This window comes from Martinezella sp. CNPSo 3732, assembly GCF_057784515.1.
The window spans coordinates 69685-84006 of sequence record NZ_JBXSOO010000019.1 but is presented as its reverse complement, the minus strand read 5'-3'; the positions used below and the strand labels follow the sequence as shown (position 1 = coordinate 84006).

The following is a 14322-nucleotide window of genomic DNA, read 5'->3' as shown; positions in this document are numbered from 1 at the left end:
GGAAACGCTAGAGATGAATATTCAGGTTTCCGCCAGACAGGCCACATCTCCGGTGCTGCGCGTCCAGGGCCTTTCGAAGCAATTTGAAATGCATCACCTCAAGCGCACGCTGTTTGCCTTCGAGAATATCGAATTCGACCTGAATGCGGGTGAATTCATCCTGCTCAAGGGCGAGAACGGCGCTGGCAAATCGACGCTGCTGCGCACGCTCTACCGCTCTTACCTGCCGCGCGCCGGCCACGTCTATTATCACACGCAGGAAGGGATCATCGATCTCGCGACGGCGGCGGATGTCGACATTGCCGTGCTGCGCCGCCGCGAAATCGGCTTCGTCACCCAGTTCCTAAATGCGCGTCCTCGCGTCGCCGCCGAGGAGATTGTCGCCGAACCGCTAAGGCTTGCCGGCGCATCGCATACCGAAGCCCTGACCGAGGCGCGGCGCTGGCTCGACGCTTTCGGCGTGAAGAAACAGCTCTGGTCAGCCTATCCCTCAACCTTCTCCGGCGGCGAGCAGCAGAAGGTCAATCTGGCCCGCGCGTTCATCCTGCCGCAGCGCCTGCTGCTGCTCGACGAACCGACCGCTTCGCTCGACTATTCCGCCCGCCGCGCACTGGTCGAAAGACTGACACAGCTCAAAGCGTCCGGCGTCGCGATGATCGGTGTCTTTCACCATCCGGACGATGTAAAGGCATTGATCGACCGGGAACTTCATCTGGAAGCCATCAAGATCGAGGACGAGCAAGACGATGTGGCTGAGTAATTTCGAAATTATATTGCAGGATCGCATGATCGAGCGCGGCGCTATCAGGATCGAGGATGGACTGATCGCTGAAATCAGCGAGCGGCCTATCGAAGGAGCAGAAGTGGACGGGCACGGTCGGTTTCTGCTGCCCGGCTTTGTCGACATGCATGGCGATATGATCGAAAAATGCGTGGAGCCGCGCGTCAATGTCCGCATGCCGCTCGAACTCGGCGTCTACGACCTCGACAAGATGCTCGCCGCCAACGGCGTGACGACAGCCTACGCGGCTGTCGCCTTCACCCCGGCAACTTACGGCCATGTCCGCTCCATAGAGCATACCCATGCGATGATCGAAAAGCTCGCATCGATGCGGGAAGAGCTTTTGATCGACCACCGCATCCATGGCCGCTTCGAAGTGACGTTCCTGCCTGCACTGAAAGAGGCAAAGACCCTGATCGACGCCGGCGCGCTCCACCTGATTTCGCTGATGGATCATACGCCGGGCCAGGGACAATATCGCGATATCGAGCTGCATATCGCCAATACGGCAAAGGCCAAGAAAATCAGCGAGGCGCAGGCGGCAGAACTCGTGAAACAGCGCATGGCGGCCCGCTCCGAGCATGGCGACAGCATGGACATCATCAATAGCCTGGCGGAACTGGCCCGCGAGCACGGCGTCGTGCTTGCCTCCCACGATGACGACACCGTCGAGAAGGCAGCACTGCTGCATAGCCTCGGCGCTGCAATCAGCGAGTTTCCGATCAATATCGCGACGGCCACCGAAGCAAGGCGGCTGGGATTAGCGACAGCCATGGGCGCGCCGAATGCGCTGCGCGGCCTTTCCTATTCCGGCAATCTTTCCGCGCGGGAAGCCTATGAAGCCGGCGTGCTCGATATCCTTGCGAGCGACTATCATCCCTCGGCCATTCTGCCTGCTGTGATCGCGCTTGCGGAAATCGGCAAGGGCGGCCTTCCCGCCTCGGCGGCATTGGCAAGCGCCAACCCGGCAAAGGCACTTGGCCTGAATGATCGCGGCCGCATCGCCGAGGGGCTACGCGCCGATCTCGTGATCGCAGAACGCGGCCGGGTGCCGCGCGTGCGCAGCACGATCCGCGGCGGCAAGATGGTCTGGTCTGACGGAACGATCAAGGGTTTCTGAGCCGCTGAGGAAGCCAGTTGGCATTTCGCGCCGGCAAGCAGTCTGCCCATCAGCGGGAGGGTATTTCCTCCCGCCAATCTGCGTGGCTTACATCGGTTTCTCCGGATGCGGCGATCCTTCATAGGCGCCCCAGATCGACTGATCGAAATTGATCGTAGCGCCGGTCATCAGGCCGGATTCCTCCGATGACAGGAAGGCGACGGCACGTGCGACCTCGGCCGGATCGACCAGCCGGCCGAACGGCTGCTCGGCGGCGGCTTTTGCCAGCCAATCCTCCGCAGCGCCATGATATTCGCGTTGAATGCGATCCTCGCCATCGCTCGACATCCAGCCGATATTAAGCGCGTTGACCCTGATGCGGTTCCTGAGCAGGGAGAAGGCGGTATTGCGGGTCAGCGTATCCAGCGCGCCTTTGGAAGAGCAATAGGCGCTGATGAAGGGCTGGCCGGCCAGCGCCGACATCGAAGAAATATTGACGATCGTTCCTTCGATGCCATTGGCGATCATGTTCTTGATCGCGTCCTGCATCAGGAAGAAGGGCGCGCGCGCATTCACGGCGAACATCCGGTCGAACAACTCCGGATCGGTGTCGAGAATGGTGCCGCGGTCGGTGATAGCGGCGACATTGACGAGAGCGTCGATGCGACCGAATTTTTCGACCGCGGTCGCGATGACTTTACGGCAATCCTCGACCTTACCGAGATCGGCCGTGACGAAGGCGACCGGTATTTTGTAGCGGTCACCGATCTCCCGTGCCTTGGCCTCGCCCTTGGCAGTGCTACGGCCGCAGATCGTCAGGCCGGCAGCGCCCCGCTCGGCAAAGAGACGCGCGACTTCCGCGCCCAGCCCCTGCGTGCCACCGGTTACGACGGCAAATTTTCCATCCAGTCGGCTCATCGGGTCTCAAGCCTCCCTGCGTGTGGCGTGGGCGGCGATCAGCTCGGCAAATTGACCGGCATCCACTCCGGCATCGATCGCCTCGGTCATGATGGTCGCTTGCGTTTTCGGCGCCAAACCGCCAACGGGCGGATCGCTGTCGAGATTGGTCGGGAAGGCATATCCCTCAGCGGTCGATGCAATGACGTTGGCGGCCTCTGCCCGGTTCAGCGTACCGGCATCGAGAGCGGCGACAAGCGCCGGATAGACCGTCACCGACATGCGGCTGCGATTGACGCTCTCCATTGCGCGCCCGAAGGCCGAGGATACCTGCAGGAGGTTCGCCATGCGGTAGATGTCCTTCGAGACATTGTTGCCGGCACCATGCATGACGGCCGGATTGAAGAAGACGGCATCACCCTTTTCCAGCGGTAGTTGCACGTGATGTTCGGCGAAATAGGCCTGAAATTCCGGCCTGCCGAAGGCGATGTAGCCTTCGAAGAAGGTCTGCGAATAGGGCAGGAACAGCGTCGGCCCGCTTTCGAGCGGCATGTCGCAATGCGCGACCGCTCCCTGCAGTGTCAAGAGCGGCGAAACCGCATGGATATGGCCGGGATAAGCCTGCATCTGCTGCGGCGACATGAAGCCGAGATGATAGTCGCGATGCGGCTTCTGCGCGGTGCCGCCGGGATTGACCCGGTTCATCTGCGCCGTCATCTGATAGCCGACGCCGAGCCAGGCCTCCGACACCATGGCGACCGCCGTCGAGGCATAATAGCGGGCAAAATTTTCCGGATCCGCCAGGCAGTGTTTTTCTAGCGCATTCCATATGCGATCATTGGCGCCGGGCTTGGCGAAATGATCGCCGGCCCCCTTACCCTTCTCTTTTTCCTCGCGGACGATGGCTTCGAACACGGCAGTCGCGCGATCGACGACTGCCGTATCCGGCATGGCGTTCTTGATGACGACGATGCCGGGACCTGAGGTAAAGGCTTCTACCCACTCGGCCATCAGGGCGCGACGTTCGTCTTCATCCCCGACGGCGCTGCGAACCTTGTCGCCATCATAGATGAGGATGTTTTTCTCGATCCCCGCCGCCAATGGCCAGTCCGCCAGATTGGCGGTCTTTTCGACCAGACCTTTGAAAGTATCGAAATTGCCGCAATCGGCCGACAACCAAACCTTTTGGCTTCGTCGGCTGGCGAGCGTCTGAGCGTCCATGGTGTTCTCCTCCCAAAGTGACGTTGGACTTATGAGGTTGATCCTAGTCTCGGTCGGACTTATGAGAAAGAGATAAAACCCCTCAAAAACACCTCAGAAAGAACAGCCTTGAAATCGCCTTTCCCATTGAAAGACATCGCGCTGCAGGCTGGTCTCAGCCTCGCGACGGTCGATCGGGTCATGCATGAACGCCAAGGCGTCCGCCCCGTGACCCGCACGCGGGTCGCAGCGGCGATTGCCGAGCTGGAGCGGCAATATGTACAATCGGGCTTGGCAGGGCGGCGTCTCGTCATCGATGTCGTCATGGATACGCCGCAGCGCTTCTCAGCGGCCGTCCGCGACGCCTTCGAGGCTGAATTGCCCGGCATGCGGCCCGCATCATTTGCCGCGCGCTTTCATGTGGCCGAGACGATGGGCGAGGCCGAGCTTCTATCCATCCTGCGTGCTATACGCCGGCGCGGCAGCCATGGTGTCGTGCTCAAGGCCGCGTCGACGCCGGCCATTGCCGATTTCGCTGCCCAACTCATGGCAGCAAAGATCCCGGTTGTTACGCTGGTGACCGACCTGCCGGAAAACTCCCGTATCGGCTATGTCGGCATGGACAATCGTGTGGCCGGTTCGACCGCCGCCTATCTGCTCGGCCGCATGGCCGGCGAACGAGCGGGCAAAGTGTTGGTGACGCTCTCGAGCAGCCTTTTTGCCGGCGAGGACGAGCGTGAGCGCGGATTTCGCGATGTGCTTACGGCGCGCTTCCCCCATCTTTCGGTCGTCCGAATTTCCGAAGGGTTCGGCGTCGACCGCACGACGGAACTGCTCGTCCGCGACGCGCTGGAACGCGAGCCGGACATCCGCGCGGTCTATTCGGCCGGCGGTGGCAATCGTGCCATCTTGAAAGCCTTTACCGAGGCCCGGCGCGAATGCACGGTCTTTGCCGCCCATGATCTCGATCAGGACAATATCCGGCTGCTCGCCGCCGGCGAGATCACCTTCGTTATCCATCACGATCTGCGCCATGACGCGCGTAGCGCCTGCCAGCTCATGCTCGCCTATCACCGGATGCTGCCGGCAGATTTTCAGGTGGCACCATCGAGGGTCGCGATCGCAACGCCGTTCGAACCGGCGCATTGATCGAACACCGCAGGCATGCGCAGAAAGAGGGCGCGCGGAAAAACCGCTATTCGATCGCCGTGATCTCCAGCTCCTCCTTGCCAAGGGTCAGGACGTCGCCAACCGTCTTTCCCATCAGCAATCTTGCGACTGGCGAGACGTAGGAAATCGATCCCGCCTTAGGATCGGCCTCGTCCTCTCCGACGATGCGATATTTTTGCACGCGGCCGTCCTCGCGGCTGTAGGTGACCGTGCTTCCAAAAGCGACGACCTCAGAGGAGACTGGCGCCGGCATGACTTCGGCGGTGCGAACCCTTTCCGCGAAATAGCGTGCATCGCGCAATGGAATAGCCGTCTGCCGTCGGCGTTCGTTGATATCCTCGATTGCGTTTCCTGCTTCATAGGCTTTGCGCGCGTCCTGAAGCTGCGATTCCAGAGCCTTCAGGCCGGCCTCGGTGACGCGGTTCGGATGCGGAGAAATCGGCCGATCGGGCAATACGGTTTCCGCGGCCGTTTCAGCGCTTTCTTCCTTCATGAACGCAGTGCTCAATTTCAAACTCCATTCTGAAGCGCTAAACCTTGAAACCCCATACTATAGACCAGGTGGCAATGCTGGAGGAATAGAACAGCCGATAGAAAGCCCAGATCGGCGAAAGAGGCCGGATCGCCGGCAGCGGACATTGCCGACCGCAACTCGACATGGTTGTTGCAACGATCCCTAAAACGATTAGTCTTCAAGCCAGCTAACAACAGATACAAGGTTTCCATGTAGCGGGGACTTTGCAACGGCACCCAACTTCAGAGAGATCGATGATCAGCCTCGGTGTTTTGACGACTTATATATTGGTGGTATTTGGCCTGATGGTCATTCCAGGGCCTGCCACGTTGCTCACGCTAGCCAGGGCGGTCAGTGGCGGCAAGCGCGTGGGATTGGCTACCGGCGTTGGAATCGCCGCCGGCGATCTCTTCCATACGATGATGGCGACCTTCGGATTGTCGGCATTGCTGGCCACATCCGCGCTGGCCTTCGAGATCGTCAAATATGCCGGTGTCATCTATCTGATCTATCTGGGTTTCAAGGCTTTTGTCGAGAAAAGCGGTAGCATCGACCTGCCGACTGCTCAGGCTATTACTCCCATGCGCGCGTTTCGGCAGGGTTTCTTCACCGAGATCCTCAACCCGAAGACAGCGCTTTTCTTCCTGGCCTTCCTACCGCAGTTCATCCATCCGGAAAGCGGGTCCGTCATCGGGCAATTCGCGCTGCTGGGAGCGATCTTCGTCATCCTCAGCATCGGCGTGACCTCGCTTCTGGCGGTCGGTGCCGGCTCGATCGGTGGCTGGCTGCGCCGCAACCGCACCATCGGCCGATGGCAGGGAAAGGTCATAGGCACGATCTATATGGCATTGGGCCTGAGGCTCGCGCTGCAGCAGCAGTGATCGCCCTTACTGCGACAAAGGAAAATCAAACCTCCCCCCGTTTGACGACGCAGAGGTTCATCTCAGAGCGGAGGCGAAAGCCCATCGCTTCATAGAGCGCAATTGCCGGGGCGTTCGTGGTGTAGGCGTGCAGATAAGCGGTTTCACCTCGAGCTGCGATCTCACCAGCCACGAAACGGAAGAGCAAAGTGCCGAGGCCTCGTCCCTGAAAATCAGGATGGGTGCAGAGGCCGCTAAGCTCGGCAAATCCGGTCTGGCGCATGCGCTGGCCCGCCATGGCGACGAGGCGCCCGTCGATTTTCACCCCCCAGAAGGAGCCGAGGCTCTGCGCGCGCAGCGTGAAGGGGCCGGGCTTCGTGAGCGTGGCAAGCGCCAGCATATCGGCGGCATCGGCCTCCGTCAGCGGCTCGATCCGGTGATCCGAGATCCGCTCGGAAGGGCGCTGCGCGATCATCTGCACAAGCGTGGCACTGGAAAGGGTCACCAACCCTTCCGGAACGATGATGGGCTCCGCCTCGACGATCGCCATGACCTCCTCTCCCAAGGGCAGCTTTGCCAGGGCTTGGAGACTTTCGGTCGAATTGTCCGCGGACGCCGCAAAGGGCACGATGGAAGGCGGATAGCGGCGCGCAAGCGGGCCGCCCTCAGCCAATGAGGCGTGGGCGGTTTCAAGGGCACTCCAGATCGGGCGGTCGAGAATGTGGCTCATCATTGCTGCTCCTTGCCGAGGTTGCCGCGTCGCTTGAGCGGAGCTTCGGCCAACCCATCCTCGATTGCGGCCAGTTGTTGCAATATCGGCCCGGAAAGATCGCCGCAGAGCTCACGGACCGCCTGCTCTATGCGCGGCCAGACAGATTTTTTCGAATAATCGATAAGTTCCTGTCCCTGGGAAGTCAGCGAGATCAGACGGCGACGCTGGTCTTCGGTCGAGGCCTGCATGTCGACATAGCCCAACTCCAGAAGCTGTGAGACGGTGCGCGTCGCGCCCGGCTGTGTGATACCGACAGCCTGGGCAAGTTCGCCGATCGTCAGTGGACCGGCGCGATCGATGGCTGCGAGAAACGGATACTGGGCAGACTGCAGAGAGACGTCCAGCTCCTCCATGATCTGCTGCGTGTCGGCCTGCAGACGCTCGCCGATCCGGCGAAACCGGCTGCCGAGACAGAGGAAGCCCATCGCCCTCACAATATCTTCAGTCAAATCGACCTCCACTCCTCAATTTACATAAATTGTTATATAAAGTGTTATGTAATTATGATCAAGCACAGATGGTGATTTGAAAGATACGCACATACAATCTCAATGATTGCATTCACCGACCAATCCCGGCTTTTGCAGATCCCTGCCATACAAAGGCGGACTAACGCTTAGGTCGTATACTGTTTGAATCTGGAACGCGCGACAGAGCCTCTTTAGGGAGAGGAATTGCTGACTACATCTATTCGGGAAAGCTTACTTTCCGGTTATTCTAAGGTTGTATTGAAGAATTCCGGGTCAGTACCGGTCATGAAGAATTTCCATAAGTAAATTCGGGCGATCGCAGCACCCATGGCAGAGCGCCACGATCGCTTATCGCCTAGAGCTGGATGATTTTAGGTCGAATCGACCTAAAATCTGAATCCGCTCTAGCATCAAAGAAGTAGAGCGTGATGTCGTCCGAAAACCGCCTACACTTTTCGGCATCACGCTCTAGTTTCACTTCCGTTCTGGCGCCAGTACGAAATCGTGCTCGACCTGCCAGAACGCGCCCCGGAAACCCAGTTCTTTGGCTCGGACGGCATCATCCGTCCGCTTGAACTCGGCAAGCAGGCTCTCCTTGACACCGAACACCGCATCGGAATGGATATAGGGATCGTCTGGATCGAAGATATGGGTCGTCAGCGTCTCAAAACCATCCGCCTTGATGATGTAGTGCAGATGGGCCGGTCGGTACGGATGACGGCCGAGTGCGGCGAGCAATTGACCCACAGGACCATCATCCGGGATCGGATAATATTTCGGCTTCACCGCCCGGAACCAGTAGTGCCCGTCCTTGCCGGTGCGGAAAATGCCGCGCAGGTTGAAATCTGGCTGGATACCCTTCTGCTGGACATCGTAGAAGCCTTCGTCATTGGCCTGCCAGACGTCGAGCACCGCGTTTTCGATCGGCCTGCCCTTGGTATCGAGAATGCGGCCGCTGATCACCATGTCCTCACCCTTCTGGTCGAGGCAGATATTGGCGCCCATCGGCAGCTCCGGCGCATCGGCGACATGGAAGGGGCCAAGTACCGTGCTTTCCGAGGCGCCCGACGGCTTGCGGTTGTTGATCGCGTCGACCAGCATCGAGACGCCGAGCACATCCGATAGCAGAATGAATTCCTGCCGCCAGTCGGTGCAGGTATGGCCGGTGCGGGTGAGAAAGAAGATCGCCTCCATCCACTCGTCCTGTGTCGGCTCCAGCTCCTTCACCGCCTCATGCAGCTTGCGGGTGACGACCTCCATCACCTGCTTCAGCCGCACATCCGTGGTATTAGCATTGCGGCCGGTGACCACTTCGACGGAATTTTCCTCGGTGAAATAGCCGTTCTCTTCTACGCTCATGATTGCCTCACAGATCCAGAATTGTCGTCAGCACACGGCGAAGCTCGCGTTCCGGGTCAGCGACCGCCGCGTGCGAGCGCCAGGCGACGTGATGGTCAGGACGCACGAGTAATACGCCCGCATCGCGGATTTCGCGGGCCCGCGCCCAGTCTCCAGTCAGATCCTGCCACTCCTGCCGCGGGCCGATCTTATGAACGGTAATCGGCAGGCCGAACTCTTTCGCCAGCGTCTTTGCCGCCGCGACCCAGCTGTCGCCGCCGATGCCGGTCAACACCGTGAAGACACCGTGGCCGGTCAGATCGAGGCTCGACACCTTCTCGCCGCTGTCGTTGAACAGCCAGGCATGCGGCAGTCGCGCACCCGGCCACGTCGTCGGCTGGAAATGCAGTTCCGCATCCTTCTCGAAAGCGGGTTCCGGCTGGTCGTCCTTGACGACAGCGTTCGAGGCATAGCGGTGGTTCATCTCCACACCATGCGCGTCGAACTCATAGACCTTGTAGGCAATCGCCTCGCGAATTGCCGTGCGCTGACGCTCGGCATCGGCCGTCTCATCGCAGCGCGCATCCATGTTCTGCTGCATCTTCACCGGATCGACGGAATCGAGCAGGCCGAGCGACTTGAAGATCGGCCCAAATTCCTCGATCGACTTGTTGGCACGGGTAACGATCTGCTTGGCGACCGGCGCGCGCTCCGCTTGATAACTGTCGAGCAGGCGCATGCCGGCCCGGCCCTTAAGCACCAGCGCGAGCTTCCAGGCAAGATTGAAGCCATCCTGGATAGACGTGTTGGAGCCGAGGCCGTTCGAGGGCGGATGGCGATGGGTGGCATCGCCCATGCAGAACACCCGGCCGTTCGACATGGTCGTGGCGTACATATTGTTCACCGTCCAGGTCGAGACGGATTTGATCTTCGGCTTGAGATCGGCAACGCCGACCAGTTCGCGTACCACCTTGGTAGCGAAGGCATCATCGACCTGAGGCGCCGGCTGGTTGATGTCGTAGCCCCAGACAATCAGCCATTCGTTCCATGGCCGCACCATGCGCACCAGACCCATGCCGATGCCGCCGACGTCAGCACCAGGCTGCAGCACCCAGTAAAGCACCGACGGACGATGGGCGACATAGCGTGAGAGATCGGCCTCAAAGAGAATGTTCATCGAGCCGGCGACGCCCATCTTGCCCTCGAAGGTCAGGCCGGCATGCTCCGCGACCTTGGAATTGCCGCCATCCGCGCCAATCAGGAATTTCGAGCGGATAGTCAGCTCCTTGCCAGTTAACCGATCAAGACAGGTCGTGGTGACGCCTTCCACGTCCTGAACATGGCTCAAATATTCCGTGGACATGCGTGCTTGCGCGCCGCGCGAGCACGCCGTCTTGAACAGGAGCGGCTCCATATAGGTCTGCGGCAGGTCGTTCATATGGGCGGGCGAAGACAGCAGATGTTCGGCACGCGATAGCGGATGGTTGCCCCAGCTCTGCATGCGGCCGATTTCCTCACCCGCAACCGCTGTACAGAAGACGTTCTGACCCATCAGATCCTGTTCGACTGCGAAGAGATAGGCCTCTTCCTCGACATCGCGACCGAGATCGCGAAGAACCTCCATCGTCCGCTGGTTGGTGATGTGCGCGCGCGGCGTGCTTGCCAGCCAGCGATAACGGTTGATCACCATCGGCTCAAGGCCGTAGGTCGCAAGCAGCGCTGCGGTCGCCGAGCCGGCGGGCCCCGTACCGATGATCAGAACGTCGGTGGTGATGTCAGCCATTTGGCCCTCCCTTTTCATCATGTAGCGTTGATCCGCCTCTCAGCAGGCGGCGGACCGGAAAGAGTTCCCAACCGGTGCGGCTGGATATGAGCCCCCAGAGGCCTCGTGGCGCAAACAGCATCGTGACGATGGCGAGCGCGCCGAGCGCTAGGAGATACCAGGAGCCGTAGCTCGAAAAGGCATTCTGCAGCAGGAAGAAGACGAGCACGCCGACCAGCGGCCCTTCGATGGTGCCGATGCCGCCGATCACGACGATGAAGACGACATAGGCGGTCCAGTCGGTGAGGGAAAAAGCGGCGTCAGGCGAAATGCGCGCCTTCTGCAGATAGATGAGGGCGCCAACCATGCCGGTCACAAAAGCGGTCCCCATATAGACGACGATCTTCAGGCGGTGCGCATCGACACCGAGGGCACGCGCCGCCGTCTCATTGTCGCGCACGGCGGCAAGGCCAAGCCCCTGCTTACTGCGCAGCAGCCGGTAGATAAAACCGATCGTCAGCGCAGTCAGAACCAGCGCCAGCCAATAGGCAAGCGCATCGGCCGCGGCAGCGGAACGCATGCCGAACCAATTTTGCAGCAGGGAGATGCCGAGCATGTCCTTGGTGGCTTCGCGCGGCAGCGAGGTGCCCGTTCCACCGCCCAGCATCTTCCACTGGGCAAAGAGCAACCGTCCGACTTCGGCGATAACCCAGGTGCCGATCGCGAAATAGGGGCCATAAAGCCGGAAGGAGAAAAAGGCGGCTGGTGCGGCAATCAGCATGGCGAAGAGCCCAGCCAGCGGAATCGCAAGGATCGGGTCGAGACCGGCAAGAATGACGAAGCCGAACAGCGCATAGGCGCCGCAGCCGACAAAAAGCTGCTGTCCCACAGAGATCAGACCTGCATAGCCGGCAAGCAGGTTCCAGCTCTGCGCCAGCGCCAGCATGGTCAGAATGAAGAAGAGATCCTGCACAACACCGCGCGACACCAAGAAGGGCGCGGCGGCGAGCACGACGATCGCGACAAGCGAAAGGATGGCGAAGATACCGGAAAGCCGCGTCCGCGTTTCCACCCGCCAGTCCGGCGGTACTGCGATTTCGGTCGACATTGTTTTGAAACCTGTGGTCATCGCCGCCTCAATCCACCGCCCGAGGAAAAAGGCCGCGCGGCCGGAAGAGCAGCACGAGCAGGAAGGCGATATGGCCGGCCAGGATCTGCCATTCGGGATTGATCGCCGCGCCGAATGTCTGAGCGACCCCCAGGATGACACCGCCGGCAAGCGTGCCCCACAACGAGCCGAGACCGCCGATGATGACGGCTTCGAAAGCGTAGATCAGCCGTGCCGGTCCGGCAGTCGGATCGAAATTCGCGCGCATGCCGAGATAGAGGGCTGCGACGGTCACGATCATCATCGCAAGTCCGGTCGCGATGGCGAAGATGGAATTCGGCCGAATGCCCATCAGGCTCGCCGTCACCACATCATCCGAAGTGGCGCGAAAGGCGCGACCGAGTTCGGTTCGATAGATGAGCTGGTTGAGACCGACGATGACGAGGACGGCCGAGGCAAAGGTCAGAAGCGGCATCAGGCCGGCATTGACGCCGCCGAATTGCAGAGACGCCGTCTCCAAAGCACCGGTGGAGATCCGCCGGCTATCGGCAGTAAAACCTTCCAGAAGACCGTTCTGGATGACGATCGACAGGCCGAAGGTGACGAGCAACGGCGGCAGGATATCCTCGCCGAGGATCCGGTTCAGCAGATGATATTGCAGCAGCCAACCGACGGCGAACATCAGGGGAGCTGCGATCAGCGCAGCCAGGAAAGGATTAAGCCCAAGCAATGAGACAAGCACCAGGATCAGGAAAGCCGCCAGCACGATGAGATCGCCATGCGCCAGATTGACGAGACGCATGATGCCGAAAACGAGACTGAGGCCGGCGGCAAACAGCGCGTAGAGGCCACCGAGCAAAACGCCTTGCAGAAGCGTATCAAGCCAGTTCATGGGTGTCCGCTCCGAAATAGGCCGCATGGATGTCGGCTCGGTCGAGTTCCGCCGGACGCCCGGTCAAAGTGATGCGGCCCTCCATCATGCAATAGACACAGTCGGCAACCTTCAGCGCCTGGGCGATATCCTGCTCGACGATGACGATGGCCGCACCCGCCGCGCGGATATGCGAAAAGGCGGCATAGATATCCTTGATGACCACGGGCGCGAGGCCGAGGCTCAGCTCGTCGCAGAGAAGGACCTCGGGATTGGACATCAGTGCCCGGCCGATCGCGACCATCTGCTGCTGTCCGCCCGAAAGAGCCGTCGCCGGATTGCGCCGTCTTTCCTTCAGGACCGGGAACAGCGAATAGATGCTGTCGAGCGTCCACGGCCCGGCGACACGGCGGCCATAACGGCCGATCTGCAGGTTCTCCTCGACCGTCAGCGACGGAAACAGCTTCCGGCCCTCGGGTACGAGCGCAATGCCGCGGCGCACCACGTCGGAGGCGGCCAGGGCACCGATCGGCTCGCCGCGATGCAGGACCATCTCGGACTTGTTGGCGATCACACCGGCAATCGAGCGCATCAGCGTCGATTTGCCGGCGCCGTTCGCGCCAATGACCGCGATGGTCTCGCCGGCTTCGAGATGCAGATCGACGCCGAGCACGGCCTGGAAATCGCCATAGGAGGCCATGAGGCCGCGGGTTTCGACAAGGCTCGCCATTAGACGTCCATCCCCAGATAGATCTCGCGCACCTCGCTCGAGTTCATGATCACGTCAGGCTTGCCGATGCCGATCACCCGACCGAAATTGAGCACGAGGATACGCTCCGCCACTGCCGTCAAAGCGTGCAGCACATGCTCGATCCAGATGATGGCGATCCCGCGCTGGTGGACCCGCTTGATCGTCGCGACAAGTTGACGGCACTCACCTTCCGTCAGCCCGCCGGCGATCTCGTCAAGAAGCAGCAGCTTCGGCTGTGTGGCGAGTGCGCGGGCAAGCTCCAGCCGCTTGCGTTCGAGCAGGGTCAGCGATCCCGCCGGCACGTTGGCCTTGGCGATCAGGCCGGTATCGACAAGGATATCGGCACAGAGAGCAGCGATATCGCTTTCCCGCGCCTTGGCGCCAAAGGCGCCGGCCACGAGCAGGTTTTCATAGGCGGTCAGGAGTTCGAAAGGCTGCGGGATCTGGAAGGTACGGCCCATGCCGGCAAGGCAACGTTGCATCGGCGGCACATGGGTGACATCGCGGCCGTCGAATTCGATCGATCCTCCGGCGACGGAGAGATTGCCGTTGATAAGATTGAACAGCGTCGATTTGCCGGCGCCGTTCGGCCCGATGACTCCGAGCGCCTCGCCAGGCTCCACGGAGAAACCGATATCTTCGGCGACGACGAGCGCGCCGAACGATTTCGAAACTCCCTTCAATTCCAGTATGGGCATTGTCGTTCTCCGTTGGAGGCTGCCCGATCCA

15 protein-coding genes are annotated in these 14322 nt (G+C 60.5%); 4 read left to right on the top strand and 11 right to left on the bottom strand.

The window, feature by feature from the left end:
• Positions 1-13 precede the first annotated feature (13 nt).
• Both AC13RM_RS25050 and AC13RM_RS25045 read left to right on the top strand, forming a co-directional pair.
• Entirely contained in the window at positions 14-760 is a 747-nt protein-coding gene (locus tag AC13RM_RS25050) for a phosphonate C-P lyase system protein PhnL (RefSeq protein WP_488555793.1), read from the top strand.
• Positions 747-1901 (top strand): alpha-D-ribose 1-methylphosphonate 5-triphosphate diphosphatase, encoded by a 1155-nt coding sequence (locus AC13RM_RS25045; RefSeq protein WP_488555792.1) that lies wholly within the window; start codon positions 747-749, stop codon positions 1899-1901. Before AC13RM_RS25050 ends, AC13RM_RS25045 begins: the two co-directional genes overlap by 14 nt.
• An 87-nt stretch (positions 1902-1988) precedes the next feature.
• Here AC13RM_RS25045 and AC13RM_RS25040 read toward each other — a convergent pair whose 3' ends face one another.
• On the bottom strand, positions 1989-2798 hold the full coding sequence (locus AC13RM_RS25040; RefSeq protein ID WP_488555791.1) for an SDR family oxidoreductase: 810 nt from the start codon (positions 2796-2798) through the stop codon (positions 1989-1991).
• 6 nt (positions 2799-2804) lie between these two features.
• Positions 2805-3998 (bottom strand): phytanoyl-CoA dioxygenase family protein, encoded by a 1194-nt coding sequence (locus AC13RM_RS25035; RefSeq protein ID WP_488555790.1) that lies wholly within the window; start codon positions 3996-3998, stop codon positions 2805-2807.
• Positions 3999-4106: 108 nt separating this feature from the next.
• On the opposite strand from AC13RM_RS25035, the gene AC13RM_RS25030 reads away from it, so the two are divergent.
• On the top strand, positions 4107-5126 hold the full coding sequence (locus tag AC13RM_RS25030) for a LacI family DNA-binding transcriptional regulator (RefSeq protein ID WP_488555789.1): 1020 nt from the start codon (positions 4107-4109) through the stop codon (positions 5124-5126).
• 46 nt (positions 5127-5172) lie between these two features.
• Here the strand turns inward: AC13RM_RS25030 and greA are convergent, their stop codons facing one another.
• On the bottom strand, positions 5173-5655 hold the full coding sequence (gene greA, locus AC13RM_RS25025) for a transcription elongation factor GreA (RefSeq protein WP_488555788.1): 483 nt from the start codon (positions 5653-5655) through the stop codon (positions 5173-5175).
• Between the two features lie 260 nt (positions 5656-5915).
• Between greA and AC13RM_RS25020 the strand changes: the two genes are divergently transcribed.
• A complete protein-coding gene (locus AC13RM_RS25020; protein ID WP_174718638.1) occupies positions 5916-6542 on the top strand; it encodes a LysE family translocator in 627 nt (208 codons plus the stop codon).
• Positions 6543-6567: 25 nt separating this feature from the next.
• On the opposite strand, the gene AC13RM_RS25015 is transcribed toward AC13RM_RS25020, so the two are convergent.
• The 8 genes from AC13RM_RS25015 to AC13RM_RS24980 form a co-directional block, all read right to left on the bottom strand.
• On the bottom strand, positions 6568-7251 hold the full coding sequence (locus tag AC13RM_RS25015) for a GNAT family N-acetyltransferase (RefSeq protein ID WP_488555820.1): 684 nt from the start codon (positions 7249-7251) through the stop codon (positions 6568-6570).
• Positions 7251-7742 (bottom strand): MarR family winged helix-turn-helix transcriptional regulator, encoded by a 492-nt coding sequence (locus tag AC13RM_RS25010; RefSeq protein WP_488555787.1) that lies wholly within the window; start codon positions 7740-7742, stop codon positions 7251-7253. Before AC13RM_RS25010 ends, AC13RM_RS25015 begins: the two co-directional genes overlap by 1 nt.
• Before the next feature lie 495 nt (positions 7743-8237).
• Positions 8238-9122 carry an intradiol ring-cleavage dioxygenase gene (locus tag AC13RM_RS25005; protein WP_440477935.1) on the bottom strand — a complete coding sequence of 295 codons (885 nt, stop codon included), beginning with the start codon at positions 9120-9122 and terminating at the stop codon, positions 8238-8240.
• A gap of 7 nt (positions 9123-9129) precedes the next feature.
• Positions 9130-10884, bottom strand: a complete 1755-nt coding sequence (locus AC13RM_RS25000; RefSeq protein ID WP_488555786.1) for an FAD-dependent oxidoreductase — start codon at positions 10882-10884, stop codon at positions 9130-9132.
• A complete protein-coding gene (locus tag AC13RM_RS24995) occupies positions 10877-11992 on the bottom strand; it encodes a branched-chain amino acid ABC transporter permease (protein WP_374818470.1) in 1116 nt (371 codons plus the stop codon). The genes AC13RM_RS25000 and AC13RM_RS24995 overlap by 8 nt, the downstream gene beginning before the upstream one ends.
• Before the next feature lie 7 nt (positions 11993-11999).
• A complete protein-coding gene (locus tag AC13RM_RS24990) occupies positions 12000-12863 on the bottom strand; it encodes a branched-chain amino acid ABC transporter permease (RefSeq protein ID WP_374818473.1) in 864 nt (287 codons plus the stop codon).
• Positions 12850-13572 (bottom strand): ABC transporter ATP-binding protein, encoded by a 723-nt coding sequence (locus AC13RM_RS24985; RefSeq protein ID WP_374818475.1) that lies wholly within the window; start codon positions 13570-13572, stop codon positions 12850-12852. Before AC13RM_RS24985 ends, AC13RM_RS24990 begins: the two co-directional genes overlap by 14 nt.
• Positions 13572-14291 carry an ABC transporter ATP-binding protein gene (locus AC13RM_RS24980; RefSeq protein ID WP_374818478.1) on the bottom strand — a complete coding sequence of 240 codons (720 nt, stop codon included), beginning with the start codon at positions 14289-14291 and terminating at the stop codon, positions 13572-13574. The genes AC13RM_RS24985 and AC13RM_RS24980 overlap by 1 nt, the downstream gene beginning before the upstream one ends.
• Between the last annotated feature and the right edge of the window lie 31 nt (positions 14292-14322).